The organism is Staphylococcus sp. HMSC072H03, from assembly GCF_001809305.1.
Lineage (GTDB): Bacteria > Bacillota > Bacilli > Staphylococcales > Staphylococcaceae > Staphylococcus > Staphylococcus hominis.
On record NZ_KV796867.1, the window covers coordinates 39,426 to 54,974 of the forward strand.

Genomic DNA, 15,549 nt, shown 5'->3' on the forward strand with positions numbered 1-15,549 from the left:
TCATTGTATATATGAAAGCGTTTACTATAATAGAATTAAGATATTAAGAAAGCGCTTAAAAAAGTGCAATATCATATGATTAACTATGATATTTAGATTTGGGGGTCAGCATATGAACGCAATAAAACGTTTTGGGAGCGCAATGATAGTTCCAGTATTAATGTTTGCATTCTTCGGGATTATATTGGGGTTTGCAACACTATTTAAAAACCCAACAATAATGGGTGGTTTGGCAGACAGTCACACATTTTGGTTTAAATTTTGGTCAGTCATTGAATCTGGTGGTTGGGTTATCTTTAATCACATGGAAATTGTATTTGTAGTAGGTTTACCAATTTCACTTGCTAAAAAAGCACCAGGTCACGCAGCATTAGCAGCTTTAATGGGTTACTTAATGTTTAATACATTTATCAATGCCATTTTAACGCAATGGCCACATACGTTTGGTGCAAACTTACAAAAAGGTGTTGAAAATGTTACAGGTTTAAAAGCAATTGCAGGTATTCCAACATTAGATACTAATATTTTAGGTGGTATCATTATTTCAGCTATTGTAACTTGGATACATAATAGATATTACAGTAAGAAATTACCTGAAATGCTTGGTGTTTTCCAAGGTTTAACATTTGTAGTCACTATTTCATTCTTTGTTATGTTACCTGTAGCAGCCATTACATGTGTAGTGTGGCCAACGATTCAAAGCGGAATTGAATCATTACAACACTTCATTATTGCTTCTGGTTATATAGGCGTATGGTTATACCATTTCTTAGAACGTGTATTAATACCTACTGGACTTCACCATTTTGTTTATGCACCAATTGAAGTAGGTCCAGTTGTAGCAAAAGATGGTTTAAAAGCAGAATGGTTTAGACATTTAAATCAATTTGCCGAAAGTAGCAAACCATTAAAAGATCAATTCCATTATGGTTTCATGCTTCAAGGTAATGGTAAAGTATTTGGCGCAATTGGTATTGCTTTAGCAATGTATTCTACAACACCTAAAGAAAATCGTAAAAAAGTAGCTGCATTATTGATACCTGCTACATTAACTGCTGTTGTAGTTGGTATTACAGAACCATTAGAATTTACATTTTTATTTATTGCACCATTCTTATTTGTTATTCATGCATTATTAGCTGCAACAATGGATACAATCATGTATGGTTTTGGAGTAGTTGGTAATATGGGTGGAGGACTACTTGACTTTATTGCAACAAACTGGATTCCACTTGGACAAAATCACTGGATGACTTATGTAGCTCAAGTTATTATTGGTTTAATTTTCTCAGCAATTTACTTCTTTGTATTTAGATATCTTATTTTAAAATTTGATATTCCATTACCAGGACGTCGTGCTGAAGAAGAAGTGAAACTATTTTCTAAAAAAGATTATAAAGAGAAAAAAGGAGAAGATAGTACAGACACTTCAGGTTTTGAGCCTAGTAATGAATATGAAGAAAAAGCATATTATTATTTAGAAGGTTTAGGTGGAAAAGAAAATATTAAAGATGTGACAAATTGTACAACACGTTTACGCTTAACTGTTAATGACGAATCAAAAGTAGAAGATACTGCATATTTTACACATCAACAAATGTCACATGGACTTGTAAAAAGTGGTAAGAATGTACAAGTAGTTGTAGGGATGACCGTACCACAAGTACGAGAAGCATTTGAACACTTAGTATTTGATGAAAATGATAAAAAATAAGATACCAAAAGGGTCGAAACATTTTGTTTCGACCCTTTAACTACTCTAAGAAATACGTGCATTATGTAATGTACGAGCTTTATATGTGGCTGATAAAATATCAATATTTCGACAAGCAATAAACTGAATGAGTTTCGAGAATATTTCTGGTTTACAACATACGCTAGCATAATTATTGTTTAATGTATAAGTTAAATCATATTGATTAGAGAAATATGTCATTATATCAATAACTTTATCTTTGATAAAAGCATCTTGTAATCCATCTATACATAAATTAAAGCGTTTAGAAGAAGAATAATGTTGTCCAGAATCCAATAAGGTGTGTGTATTTCTAGAAGAAAGAATTTGGTAAATAGAAATTTGATAAAAACTTAAAAAACTAATGAAATAGGGTAATTGTTGTTTAGGCAAGCTGATTTCAAGGGCTGGAGTATTGTTATATTTAATAATGTTGTATTGAAATGATTCGCAAAATTGAACATTTCTGCAAATTTTCATTAATTGTCTTTTAGTCGATCTTGATTGCAAACCTACAATATTTAGGATGTAAGTTTCAAATTTATCTATCCACATGCAAGAACCTCCCAATTCTTAATATTATGTAGTCTTCATGTCATTATCATTCTTAAAATGAAACACGTCGTTCCCATATACAGTCTGATTGTATCACTCTTTATTATGATTATCACTACGACTTTTGAATGAATTTTAATTTAATATTTTTGTAATATATTCGTAACTCTATTTAAAAGAGAAAAAATAAAAATATACATATTTTTAAATATTCTGAAAATTCATTGTTTTACTTTTTCTCCTATGATACTCTTATTTCATTATTTAAAATAAGAGGGTGACATTATGTTAAGTAAAGTAAGTGAATTTGCAACTAAGACATTTTTATTATGGATGTTTATTGCTGCTATTATAGGTTTTATATTTCCAACTCAACTAGCGACGATGGGTCAATTCGTCCCATGGCTATTAGGAATTGTGATGTTAGGCATGGGAATGACAATTAAACCTAGTGATTTTAAATTAGTTTTTAAAGAGCCGAGGTCTGTTATTATCGGAGTGATCTTACAATTCACTATTATGCCTACCTTGGCCTATACTATTGCTAAAATATTTAATTTACCAGCTGAGTTAGCAATTGGAGTGATTTTAGTTGGATGTTGTCCTGGCGGAACATCAAGTAATGTCATGAGTTATCTAGCTAATGCTAATGTCGCGTTATCTGTAGCGATTACAAGTGTATCTACTTTATTAGCACCATTTGTAACACCGGCTTTAATTTATTTATTTGCTCATGAGTGGTTACATGTATCATTTTTAAGTATGTTATGGTCGGTCATTCAAGTTGTTTTATTACCAATAATCATAGGATTCCTTTTACAACTTGCTTCCAAAAAAGTAACTCGGGAAGCTACTAAAATTTTACCAATTATTTCTGTAGTAGCGATTTCTTTGATTTTAGCGGCTGTTGTTGGAGGGAGTAAATCACAAATTCTTAAAACTGGATTCCTTATTTTTATTGTAGTCATTTTACATAATGTAGTGGGCTATTATTAGGTTATGTTTTAGCGCATGTATTCAAACTTGATAGAAGAGACAAAAAGGCCGTTTCTATTGAAGTTGGAATGCAAAATTCAGGTTTAGCTGTGTCTTTGGCAACTGTACATTTTAGTCCACTAGCAGCAGTGCCAGGAGCTGTATTCAGTTTTGTTCATAATATTTCTGGACCTATTCTTGCCAAATATTGGTCTAAACGTTAATGTAATATGTTAAACTTACCTATAATATTAAGTTTAAAGGAGAAATATCATGTATAAAGCAATAGTATTCGATTTTGATGGTACAATTGTCGATACTGAACAACATTTATTTAATATTATTAATAAGCATTTAATTAGTCATAATGCAACACCAATTACACTCGATTTTTACCGTGAAAATATTGGTGGAGAAGCAAAGGATTTACACGAATATTTGGAACAGACGATTGGAAAAGATAATAAAGAAATTATTTATAAAGAACATCATCAAACAAGTAATCAATTAGAAATTAATCCTACGATTAAACAATTAATGAAATACTTGAAGCAACGTCATATTCCTATGGCAATTGCGACAAGTAGTTATAAAAAGGATATTTTTCCAGTATTTAAGAGTTTAGGTTTAGATGAATATATAAATATTATTGTTGGGAGAGAAAGTGTAGAATATGTAAAACCAGAGCCAGAACTTTATTTGACTGCGGTTCAGCAACTTAATTATTCTCCAACTCATTGTTTAGCTATTGAAGACTCTGTAAATGGTGCTACAGCTGCTTTTCGCGCTGGATTAGATGTTATAGTAAATACAAATGATATGACTCAAAAACAAGATTTCTCAACTATTCCATATATTGGTAAAGATTTAAATGGCGAAGAAATTATAAATCGTTTTTTTGAAAAGGGTCATGTGTGAATGACATGTCGTGGCAATTAATCATCTTCTTTTTAGCTGGACCCATTATTATCGGAATAGGAAATCTTGTTTTAGGTCCAATATTTAATAAACGTATTCCTTTTAGAGTTCGTATACGTTCATTCATGATAGGATCAATGATATATCTTATACTTGCTTTTATAGCGTATTTCTTTTTGTTACAAGGCAAATTATAAAGTGATTGACCAATATAAGAATAAAAAAGGAACCTTTTTCTAAGGTTCCTTTTTTATTAAATAATTATTTTTAGAATAATTGTAAAGACTAATAAAACAATTAAAATCGCATCAATACCTACCATTACGGTAAATCTAGTGCTTTTAGATCCTTGAGATTTAGCTTGTTTCATTGCATTATAATTTGGTATGAGACTTAAAAATAATAAAACAATAATTAATATTATACCAATAGTGACTGACATATATTTATTCTCCTTTTCTTTTTTCAATCCATTCCCATATAAATCCTGCAATAATACCTACACAGATTCCTGTTAAAACACCGAACTTTGGAGAAGATAATAATGTTCCTATAATTAAAAAGATTATAACAGCGATAGATAAAGTAATACTAAATTTTATTTTACGTTGATCAGAATTAAAGATTGAAAATACAATTAAGTATAGTAAGAAAAATACTAAAGTTGCTAAAAGCGTTCGTAGTATAAGCAAACTTACCATGTGTTGTTGTTCACTAAAAAAGTTCAGTAAAAAGAACACAATAGCAAAAATAATAGATACCTTCATATCCTTTTTTAATAAATGCTGCATAAGGTTAAACTCCTTTAAGTCTATATAAGCAGTATAGCATACTGCTAAAGTATCAATTAAATATATTAATTTAGTAATATGATTCTCAACTAAAAATAACCCAATAACACAAATATTAGATTATTCATTTTTGCAAAAAGTAAAAAAATTTAAGTAAATTGACGAAACCGCTTTCGACAGAATTTAAAAAATATATTTTATTTTCTGAAAATTATAGTATAATAACTTCAATAAGGTAAAGGATATGTCGACTAAGAAAACGTAATAAATATTTTCTAAAGGTTAAAAGTATCGCACCTTAGTCCAAATAGAGATGGGGTATTTTTATGGATAATAATGAATTACATAGGGGACTGAGTGCACGTCAAATTAGAATGATTGCGCTGGGTGGGACAATCGGTGTAGGTTTATTTATGGGGGCAACAAGTACAATTAAATGGACTGGACCATCAGTTATTTTTGCGTATTTAATCGCAGGGATATTCTTATTTTTAATAATGAGAGCAATGGGAGAAATGATTTATTTAAATCCAACAACAGGTTCATTTGCAACATTTGCTAGTGAATACATACATCCAGCTGCTGGCTATATGACAGCGTGGAGTAATATATTCCAATGGATTGTCGTTGGGATGAGTGAAGTCATTGCCGTAGGTGAGTATATGAATTATTGGTTCCCTCATTTACCACAATGGATACCAGGCGTGATTGCAGTAGTATTATTATTAATAGCAAACTTAGCTTCAGTTAAAGCGTTTGGAGAATTTGAGTTTTGGTTTGCAATGATAAAAGTGGTAACAATTGTATTAATGATTATTGCTGGATTAGGATTGATTTTCTTTGGAATTGGTAATGGAGGACACCCTATCGGTATTTCTAACTTATGGAAACATGGTGGATTTATGCCAAATGGATTAGTTGGTTTCTTCTTTGCACTTTCAATCGTTATTGGTTCTTATCAAGGGGTTGAGCTAATTGGTATTACTGCAGGTGAAACAAAGAATCCTCAAAAGAATATTAAAAGTGCTGTAAATGGTGTTATATGGCGTATATTAATTTTTTACATAGGTGCTATTTTTGTTATTGTTTCAATATACCCTTGGAATCAATTAGAAAGTATTGGTAGTCCTTTTGTAGCTACATTCTCTAAAATTGGTATTACATTTGCCGCAGGTTTAATCAACTTTGTTGTATTAACTGCTGCATTATCAGGATGTAACTCTGGTATTTTTAGTGCAAGTCGTATGATATATACACTTGCTCAAAAAGGGCAAATGCCTAAAATCTTTACACGTGTAATGAAAAATGGTGTGCCATTTTATCCTGTATTAACTATTGCAATTGGTATTTTAATTGGAGCATTATTAAATGTTATTTTACCTTTATTTATAAAAGGCGCTGATAGTATTTTCGTGTATGTTTATAGTGCATCTATTTTACCAGGTATGATTCCATGGTTTATGATTTTAATCAGTCATATTCGTTTCAGAAAATTACATCCAGAACAGGTTGAAAATCATCCATTTAAAATGCCAGGAGGCACAATTTCTAGTGTTATGACAATTATCTTTTTACTCATTGTTTTAATTGGTATGTTATTTAATAAAGACACAGTTATTTCAGTGGTTATAGGTATTATTGTCTTAGCAGGGGTTACAGTGTATTACTTTATTCGCGGTCATCACAAAAATGATGCTATAAAAAGAGTAAAATAACGATAAAAATATATAATAAAAAATCTGAGACGTGCATAAACGTCTCAGATTTTTTAACGTTTGGATAGTAAATCCCTAAATTAAACATAGACTAATATCAAGTTTTTTTAATTGTAGACCGAGACCCCAACATAAAGTCATTCAAAAAGAACGTCGACGCCCAACATAAGTTGGGAATGAAGTGGAACAATGAGTTTTATCCCACTCCTTTTTTATTAATGTTTAAATTCAATTTTTGATAAATACTTGTGGTAATTATCTAATGAAATCTTTGACTGTGTCATATAGTCTAAAGAAGCGTGATAATTACGTGCTATAAAGCGGTAAAATATAATATCAATCGTATATAATTGTGCAAATAATGCAGTTGTCGCACTCATACACAGTTCGTTTTTATAATCTTCATTATACGTTAAAACTAAATCAGAATCTTTTGCAATTGAATTATTGTTAGAACTTGTAATTGTAATCATTGAAAGGTTAAAATCTTTAACGACTTTTACCATTGCTTGTAGTTCGCTCTGTTCACCACTATGGGTAATAAAAACGACACAATCATTTTTATTATGTGTAGACAACATTGTAGTTAGTAAATGTGTATCTTGAACTAATTGAATATTGAGACCAATACGGGATAATTTCTGATAAAATTCAAGCGCACACACGTATGAACTCCCATAACCATATAGAAAAATGGTATGTGCCTGTTTAAATGTTTCGCAAATAGCGTCAATAGTTTGGTGATCTATAAAATGATTACTTTGTTTTAACGACGCTTTAGTTTGAAAATATAATTTTTGTTTTAAGCTTTCTACTGATTCATTTTCTACTAACTTGATATTATACGGTGTGACTTGTTTAGGAAACCATTGCTTAATTTCATCGCGTATAGCTTTAAAATTTTGATTAATTAATTTTTGACTATAACGATTCATAGTAGACACACTAATATTAAGCTCATCTGCAATCGCTTCATTAGACATTGAAACTAATTTATGTGGAGAATTTAATATGAAACGTGAAAGTTTCTGTTCACTTTTAGAAGACGAAGCGTAGACTTCATCTATCCTACTTAAAATATTTGTCATCCAATCACCTAATTTATTAAAAGTTTTTCTTTCATCATAAATAGATAGATGAAAATGAAAACATCTCTATCTAGGCATGTGAATACATCATATATTACATCTAAATTCCCACAAATATCGATAAATAACTGTAAAGTGATTAAGTTAAGTAAAGGTTTACGTAACAGGATTACCGAAATAATGTGATATTCTCCCACCAATATGACATTATTTCGAGAATTAAAAAACAGTATGCAGTTTTTACTTAATATTAATCAAGCATTATTATACATACTATAAATTACAATGACAATTTACCTACTAAACTTATCGAAAAAATAAGGTTATTGATAATTATTAATTTGATTATAAACTTTATAAATATGATTTTGACGTTCTTGCAAATCGACGATTAAATTTCCATTTTTAAAATTTTGAAGAGGGATTTGTTTTAAATGAGTCATCAATTCATTGTATTGTTCGAAGCAATACGTTTGTGAATCAGAACAATGAGATGAAATACTATTTATTTGATTATGTTTAAAATGCGCACGACAATGATTAATAAAATTATTGTAATCTTTAATTCCCAAAGATAAATGTGCTATGTCCATAAAATAATAATATTTAGCTTTTTCTAGTAAAATTAATAATTGAATTAAAATGTGTTGATCGTATATTAAGGTTTTATAATGCATGGTATACTCATCCTTTAAAAGAGGGTGTTAAGGATATTTGGTATGTAAGCATTTAGTATTTGAGAATGAAAGTGAGAATACACGAAAATTTCTTCAATACTCACTTTATTCATTGTTTTTAGGTTGTAGAAATTCCTTATAGTTATGAATAGTAATATCGTATGTTTGAATTTTTTTTTCAAATGAATAAGAAATATCAACAATATTTAATATTGATAATTCACGAGTTCTACCGAATCCAATTTCATAAACAATAGCAAACCATTGACCGTTACGGCACAGTAAGCCGATGAATATCACATTTTCTGCAGTAATTTCATTATTTTCTGAAAAGTCAACAAGCATAACATGTCTTTCGTTACTATAAATTAAAATATCTGAAAACAAATGTGGTAATGTTAGAGAATGTGTATCTTCTAATTTAATATTATTGGAGATATGTTTCAGTATTTTTAGTATTTGTGTATTAGGTGTTTTTAAACATTGGTTCATAATTGAATGAATGTCTTGAGTGTAAGGTAATGTAGAGTGAGATTGACTTTCTTGCAAAGTTAAAAATAGTGCAATAAGTTCGGATTCATTTAATTTAAGATGAAAATAATGATCAGTATTTTGAATTTCATATCCACCGCGTCTTCCTTTATGAGCGTATATATGAACTCCTTTAGATTCTAAATCATCAATATCTCTAGTAATTGTACGGGTAGAGACATTAAATTGTTTTGCTAAATCAGACGCATTGATTTTATGTCCTTGTTGAATTAATGAAATAATTTGATTTTGTCTTTCCATTTTATTCAATATACTCACCACCTATGAACATTACATATTACATTAATTATAACATAAGACTGAGATTCAAGACATTTTTAGTAATAAGTTGATTGGAAGTGTAATAATAAACTATTTTTATTTAGAAAACGCTTACAATCATTAGATAATTATGCTAATATAGTATTTGTAACAGGGTAGAACGATTTCAAACAAAGGGGTAGGGGCTGTATAACAGATAGCTCAAGGTGAATCGTTCGGGTTACATCGAAACATCTTCAATATTTATTACTTACTTTCCTTTCTATTTTGTCGGCTAGCAAATGACTAGCCGATTTTTTATTTAAAAAAAATAATATGTTATATGATAAGATGAATAAAAACGTTGAGGTGACATCATGCAAAAACAACAACTTCAATTTATAGATAAGCATATTACGGATTGGTTCCAACATTTAGATGGTATTATTCCTAATTTAATTAAAAACATGGTTACAGAAACAAAAGAAAATCGATTCGATTTAGTTACAAATGTAGATAAACAAATACAAAATGATTTCGAGGCCTATCTGGAAAAGTATTTTCCTACACATCAGTTATTAGCTGAAGAAAAAAATAATGAGGGTATTGAACCTTATCAGGGACACCTTTGGATTATGGACCCTATTGATGGAACAGCCAATTTAGTGAAACAACAAGAAGATTATTGTATTATTTTAGCTTACTTTGAAAATGGACAACCTAAATTATCTTATATTTATGACTACGCTCATAAAATAATATATAAAGCAATTGAAGGTAAGGGGGCCTTCATGAATAATGTCAAACTTGAGTCTCCAGAAGTATTATCGCTTAAAGATACTATTGTTTCATTTGGTTCAGAATACGTGAATGAAAAATTAAGTAAAGCTTTGTATCAATCGTCTTTTAGTGTGAGATATATAGGAGCTTGCGGATTAGATTCAGTGCGAGTGATAAAAGGACAATTTGGAGCACATTTTAATACTAATCCTAAACCTTGGGATATCGCAGCACAGTTTTTATTCGCCAGAGAATTAGGATTAGTGATGACACAGATGGATGGACAACATCTTGATTTCGCTAAAGGTGGCCCCTTTATTATTAGTAATAAAGGGTGCTACGAGGAGATATTAGCTATTATTAATGATAAACACTAATCCTTCTCTTCTTAGTTATTTAATATATTTCCTACTAAAGTTGTATAGTAAATTAAATCATTTAATATATAATAATGGAGATATATTTTAATATAAGTAGAATAGGAGGAGGAAGATGCAACGTCCTGATAGAAAAAAACGTTCCTCTAGTAAAATAATGAAATGGATTATTAGTATACTTGTTGTGTTAGCTGTCGTTACTGTAGCCGTTATCGCGACAACGATATTGATAACAGGTAATAAAATTCATAACCCGCTTCATCGTCAACAATCTGAATTGCGTTCTCATAATGTTAATTTAAAAAATGGAGATCCATTTACAATTGCCTTATTTGGTGTTGACTCTAATGCACAACGTAAAAGCACAAATGATGGTGAACGTAGTGATACAATAATGATTTTATCAGTGAATCCAAAGAAAAAAACGACTGAGCTTGTAAGTATTCCACGTGATACTCAAGCAGAAATCGTAGGAAGAGGTACAACTGAAAAAATAAATCATGCTTATGCTTATGGGGGGCCTACCATGGCTGTTAAATCATTAGAAAAACTAATGAATGTGCCAATAGACCACTACGCTACTATTGATATGGATGGATTACACGACATGATTGATTCGGTAGGCGGTGTTAACATAGTAAGTAATGATACATTTACAGTTCAAGGTACAACATTTACTAAAGGGCAATCTACTCATGTTGATGGAGATACAGCCATGGCATTTATTAGAAGTCGTAAAGAAACAGGTGCAGGTGGTGATTTTGGACGTCAAGAACGTCAACAACTAGTTTTACAAGCTATGGCAAATAAAATGGTTAGTTCTTCAGCGATTACACATTTGCCATCATTAATTACTCAAATTCAAAAGAACGTCACAACTGATTTAACATTAGGGGATTTAAATGAAATTAGAAGTCATTATAAAGAGGCTAATGATACAGTTAATCGTCATCAGCTAGAAGGGACAGGTAGTATTCAAAATGATGGATTATGGTATTTTATTCCTAATGAAAGTTCAAAAGTGCAAATGACAGAGGTATTAAATAATAATTTGAAAAAATAAAAAAAATATATAGCAATTAAAAAATCTGAGACTAATTTATAGGTCTCAGATTTTTTATTTAAAGATATAAAAATTTAAAAGTATATTCTTTATTTAAAAGAATAAAGAAAGGTCAATAGATATGATTGAAAGCCTTAACATTATATGATTTTAGTTATACAATAATATTAATTCTGTATTGAATATGGGGAAATAATACAGAATCTTAATGAAATTGGTTGTTTATGGAATATAAATATAAGGTGGGGAAAGCAATGCAAGAACATTTAGTTTTAACCCTAGATGATGTGGATTACCTTGTAGAACCTGGAACAAATTTACTTGAATTTATTAAATCTCGTGATACTTTCGTTCCTTCAATTTGCTATAACGAATCCATGGGTCCAATTCAAACCTGTGATACTTGCATGGTTGAAATTGATGGTAAAGTTGAACGAGCGTGTAGTACAGTAGTTGACCGTCCGATGTCAGTCAATACTCAAAATAAACGAGTGAAAGCTAGCCAAAAAGAAGCATTAGATAGAATTTTAGAAAAACATATGCTGTATTGTACAGTATGTGATTATAATAACGGTGATTGTGAGATTCACAATGCAATGGATGCATGGGGATTACAAGAACAATCATATGAATATAAAACAAAGCCTTATGAGAAAGATTATGGTCCTTTCTATCGTTATGACCCAGACCAATGTATCCTATGTGGTAGATGTGTAGAAGCATGTCAAGATGTGGAAGTTAACGAAACACTTTCTATAGATTGGGATCGTGAGCACCCACGTGTGATTTGGGATAATGATGTTCCAATAAATGAATCGTCTTGTGTATCATGTGGTCAATGTGCGACAGTGTGTCCATGTAATGCAATGATGGAAGTCAATATGGAGGGCAATGCGGGATATTTAACTGATACAGAACCGGGTTCATTAGCATCTATGATTGATTTAACTAAAAAAGCTGAACCAGGTGATGGATTGTTATTTGCTGTGTCGGATTCTGAAGCAGAGATGCGTAAAGAAAGAATTAACAAAACTAAAACAGTATGTACATATTGTGGTGTAGGATGTTCATTTGATGTATGGACAAAAGATAGAGAAATCTTAAAAGTTCAACCATCACACGACTCTCCAGCAAATAAAATCTCTACTTGTGTAAAAGGCAAATTCTCGTGGGGACACATTAATTCGGATCAACGTTTAACTAAACCTTTAGTACGTAAAAATGGTGAATTTCATGAGGTTGAATGGGAAGAAGCCCTCGATGTTATAGAAAAGAACTTTAAGCGCATTAAAAATGAATATGGTGGCGATCACCTAGCATTTATCGCCTCTTCAAAAGGTACAAACGAAGAGTCATACTTAATGCAAAAACTTTCTCGCCAAGTATTTGGTTCAAATAATATTGATAATTGTTCGAGATATTGTCAAGCACCTGCTACAAAAGGATTATTTAGAACGGTAGGACATGGCGGGGACTCAGGTTCTATTGATGACTTGGAAAAAGCAACTATGACGGTACTTATTGGTACAAATACAGCAGAAGCACATCCAGTTATTGCTTCAAGAATTAAACGTGCACAGAAATTGTTTGGACAAAGAATGCATGTCTTTGATATTCGTAAACATGAAATGGCTGAACGTGCAGATGAATTTTATCAACCTAAACCTGGTACAGACTTAGTATGGTTGAGCGCTGTGACAAAATATATTATCGATCATCATTTACATGATATTGAATTTATTAAAGAGTGGGTTGACAATTTTGATGAGTATTATGAATCATTAACTCCATTTTCATTAGAATATACTGAAGAGGTTACAGGAGTTTCAAAAGCGCGATTAATTAGTTTTGCGGAAGAATGCGCAAAAGCAGAATCTGTAGCTATTTGTTGGGCAATGGGTGTCACACAACAAGATATTGGTAGTGATACAAGTACAGCAATTTCAAATCTTCTTCTTGTAACAGGTAACTATAGAAGACCTGGCACAGGGGCTTATCCATTACGTGGCCACAATAATGTTCAAGGTGCAAGTGATATGGGAAGTATGCCGGACCAATTTCCAGGTTATCAAATGATACACAATGATGAAATTAGATCGAAATTTGAGAAAGAGTATGGTGTTACATTGAATCCAACGCCTGGTCGGGATAATCATCAAATGATGGATGGTATTCATGAAGGACAAATTCATTCACTATATTTGTATGGTGAAGATACTGGAATTGTAGATTCAAATATTAACTATGTACAATCTGCATTAGAAAAAGTTGAGTTTTTGGTAGTTCAAGATGAATTTTTAACATTTACAGCAACGTATGCAGATGTTGTGTTACCAGCTAGTCCTTCATTAGAAAAAGATGGCACATATACAAATACAGAGCGTAGAATCCAACGTATTAATCAAGCACTATCACCTTTAGGTGACTCAAAACCTGACTGGGTAATTTTCCAATTGATTGCTAAAAGAATGGGCTTTGATTGGAATTATAGTCATCCTTCAGAAATTATGGACGAAATTGCACGCTTAACACCGTCTTATTCAGGTGTTAGCTATGAAAGATTAGAAGGTTTTAACAGTTTACAATGGCCTGTAGCACCAGATGGTACAGATCAACCTACATTATATCTTGATGGCTTTAATTTCGATAATAAACGTGCAAAATTATTTAAATTAACATTTGATAATTTCTTTAAAGAAGATGAAGTATATGATTTACATGTGAATAATGGTCGCGTTCTAGAACATTTCCATGAAGGAAATATGACATATCAAACAGAAATGATTAAATATAAAATGCCTCACGCATTTGTAGAAATTTCACCTGAATTAGCCAAAGATCGCGATATTCATGAGGGTGCAGAAGTAAAACTTATTTCTGATACAGGAGAAGCTACTTTAGTTGCTACAATTACTGATAGAGTTAAAGGAAAAGAAATATATATTCCTTTAAATAATGATGCTATGAGTAATGGTGATATAGGTGCTATAAATAAATTAACTAATAGTGACGTGGATTATGCTACACACACACCATCTTATAAACGTACACATTGTCGTTTAGAGGTTATAACTAGAAAAGGTAAATCTCCTTTAAATCCAACGAATTTCCGTGTAGATAAACATCGTCATCCGCAATATAGTGTCCAAGTTCAGAAAAAATGGAAACGTAAGGATTATATTTTCCCAGGAAATGTGGTGGATTAATATGGCTGAAAGAATAACTAAAATTAATCGTCTTGAAAAATCAAAAGAACAACTTAAGTTGGAAAGTTTGAATGAAGTTACAAATGCAATTGTTGAAAATAAGGATAGTATTTTAAAAGCTATTCGTATTATTAAAAATTTAGATGATGCAAAACTCTTAGATGCTATTAACGGTGGTATTAAAGGTCGTCAAGTTATTATAAATAAATTCGCTACGGAATTAAATAAAGATATGTATACTGGACTCATTACAAATTTAGCTCCAATGGTATTTATGCTTGGGAATTTAGAAGTTAAAGAACTAAGTCAATTTTTAAATAAACTTAATAGTGGCTTACAAGTAGCTAATCAAGCAAGTCCAAATGCCAAAACGACAATACGAAGCTTAATGAGTGTATTAAAAGATGATGATATGAATCGTAGCTTAACGTACATGATAAATTTACTTAAAGGTATGTCTAGAGAATAAATTGAATATATACGACTCCTTAATATAAGAACGAAATGACTTATGTTGAGGAGTTTTTTTAGAAATGAATTTGTAAAATATAGTATACATCCATTATGATAAAGTAGAGTGTATAAATTAAAGTGTAAGGAGAGAGGACTTATTCATCCAAATATTATTAAAATAATGACTATTATTTCTAATATTTTTGTTGTATTAGGAATTATATTTTTAATTATGATGAAATTAATGTTAGCGATAGCAATGTTTGCCGTTTCATTGGCAATTAGTCTTGTTATTTTTAATGTATTATTTCGAGATCGTACGGGCATGAAAATTATTATTAATATTTCGTTTGCCATCGTCATTATTGCTATTATAGTTGCATACAGTATGTTATCTAAATAAGACAATTAGAGGAATTTCAAT

The 15,549-nt window shown here is 30.7% G+C and carries 15 protein-coding genes and 1 pseudogene; 10 read left to right on the forward strand and 6 right to left on the reverse strand.

Annotated features, from left to right (window positions below; translation table 11 throughout):
• Window positions 1–112: 112 nt before the first annotated feature.
• Complete coding sequence (locus tag HMPREF2578_RS00650; protein WP_049414026.1) at window positions 113–1,714, forward strand: alpha-glucoside-specific PTS transporter subunit IIBC; 1,602 nt, start codon at window positions 113–115, stop codon at window positions 1,712–1,714.
• Window positions 1,715–1,759: 45 nt separating this feature from the next.
• Here HMPREF2578_RS00650 and HMPREF2578_RS00655 read toward each other — a convergent pair whose 3' ends face one another.
• A complete protein-coding gene (locus tag HMPREF2578_RS00655; protein WP_019835626.1) occupies window positions 1,760–2,290 on the reverse strand; it encodes a hypothetical protein in 531 nt (176 codons plus the stop codon).
• A gap of 285 nt (window positions 2,291–2,575) precedes the next feature.
• Between HMPREF2578_RS00655 and HMPREF2578_RS00660 the strand changes: the two are divergent.
• From HMPREF2578_RS00660 to HMPREF2578_RS10795, 3 genes and pseudogenes are all read left to right on the forward strand, one after another.
• Window positions 2,576–3,489 (forward strand): annotated as a pseudogene (locus tag HMPREF2578_RS00660) (bile acid:sodium symporter family protein).
• Window positions 3,490–3,538: 49 nt separating this feature from the next.
• Window positions 3,539–4,183 (forward strand): HAD-IA family hydrolase, encoded by a 645-nt coding sequence (locus HMPREF2578_RS00665; RefSeq protein WP_019835625.1) that lies wholly within the window; start codon window positions 3,539–3,541, stop codon window positions 4,181–4,183.
• A 5-nt stretch (window positions 4,184–4,188) separates the two neighbouring features.
• Entirely contained in the window at window positions 4,189–4,380 is a 192-nt protein-coding gene (locus HMPREF2578_RS10795) for a hypothetical protein (protein WP_071560670.1), read from the forward strand.
• Window positions 4,381–4,436: 56 nt separating this feature from the next.
• Here HMPREF2578_RS10795 and HMPREF2578_RS00670 read toward each other — a convergent pair whose 3' ends face one another.
• Window positions 4,437–4,625, reverse strand: a complete 189-nt coding sequence (locus HMPREF2578_RS00670) for a hypothetical protein (protein ID WP_002448560.1) — start codon at window positions 4,623–4,625, stop codon at window positions 4,437–4,439.
• A 4-nt stretch (window positions 4,626–4,629) separates the two neighbouring features.
• Window positions 4,630–4,974 carry a hypothetical protein gene (locus HMPREF2578_RS00675; protein ID WP_017174897.1) on the reverse strand — a complete coding sequence of 115 codons (345 nt, stop codon included), beginning with the start codon at window positions 4,972–4,974 and terminating at the stop codon, window positions 4,630–4,632.
• A gap of 326 nt (window positions 4,975–5,300) precedes the next feature.
• Here HMPREF2578_RS00675 and HMPREF2578_RS00680 point away from each other — a divergent pair, with 326 nt between their 5' ends.
• Window positions 5,301–6,689: an amino acid permease gene (locus tag HMPREF2578_RS00680; RefSeq protein WP_019835274.1), complete on the forward strand. Its 1,389-nt coding sequence runs from the start codon at window positions 5,301–5,303 to the stop codon at window positions 6,687–6,689.
• A 215-nt stretch (window positions 6,690–6,904) separates the two neighbouring features.
• Here HMPREF2578_RS00680 and HMPREF2578_RS00685 read toward each other — a convergent pair whose 3' ends face one another.
• The 3 genes from HMPREF2578_RS00685 to HMPREF2578_RS00695 form a co-directional block, all read right to left on the reverse strand.
• Window positions 6,905–7,777 carry a MurR/RpiR family transcriptional regulator gene (locus HMPREF2578_RS00685; protein ID WP_017174895.1) on the reverse strand — a complete coding sequence of 291 codons (873 nt, stop codon included), beginning with the start codon at window positions 7,775–7,777 and terminating at the stop codon, window positions 6,905–6,907.
• Between the two features lie 323 nt (window positions 7,778–8,100).
• Window positions 8,101–8,454, reverse strand: a complete 354-nt coding sequence (locus tag HMPREF2578_RS00690) for a hypothetical protein (protein WP_017174894.1) — start codon at window positions 8,452–8,454, stop codon at window positions 8,101–8,103.
• A gap of 105 nt (window positions 8,455–8,559) precedes the next feature.
• On the reverse strand, window positions 8,560–9,255 hold the full coding sequence (locus tag HMPREF2578_RS00695; protein ID WP_070508194.1) for a helix-turn-helix transcriptional regulator: 696 nt from the start codon (window positions 9,253–9,255) through the stop codon (window positions 8,560–8,562).
• 368 nt (window positions 9,256–9,623) lie between these two features.
• On the opposite strand from HMPREF2578_RS00695, the gene HMPREF2578_RS00700 reads away from it, so the two are divergent.
• The 5 genes from HMPREF2578_RS00700 (at window position 9,624) to HMPREF2578_RS00720 (ending at window position 15,528) form a co-directional block, all read left to right on the forward strand.
• Window positions 9,624–10,403: an inositol monophosphatase family protein gene (locus HMPREF2578_RS00700; RefSeq protein WP_048762118.1), complete on the forward strand. Its 780-nt coding sequence runs from the start codon at window positions 9,624–9,626 to the stop codon at window positions 10,401–10,403.
• 115 nt (window positions 10,404–10,518) lie between these two features.
• Window positions 10,519–11,466 (forward strand): LCP family protein, encoded by a 948-nt coding sequence (locus tag HMPREF2578_RS00705; RefSeq protein WP_017174891.1) that lies wholly within the window; start codon window positions 10,519–10,521, stop codon window positions 11,464–11,466.
• Window positions 11,467–11,720: 254 nt separating this feature from the next.
• Window positions 11,721–14,672: a formate dehydrogenase subunit alpha gene (gene fdhF, locus HMPREF2578_RS00710; RefSeq protein WP_061544280.1), complete on the forward strand. Its 2,952-nt coding sequence runs from the start codon at window positions 11,721–11,723 to the stop codon at window positions 14,670–14,672.
• Between the two features lies 1 nt (window position 14,673).
• A complete protein-coding gene (locus HMPREF2578_RS00715) occupies window positions 14,674–15,141 on the forward strand; it encodes a helical membrane plugin domain-containing protein (protein ID WP_048762114.1) in 468 nt (155 codons plus the stop codon).
• A gap of 165 nt (window positions 15,142–15,306) precedes the next feature.
• Window positions 15,307–15,528 (forward strand): hypothetical protein, encoded by a 222-nt coding sequence (locus HMPREF2578_RS00720; RefSeq protein WP_017174888.1) that lies wholly within the window; start codon window positions 15,307–15,309, stop codon window positions 15,526–15,528.
• Window positions 15,529–15,549 lie beyond the last annotated feature (21 nt).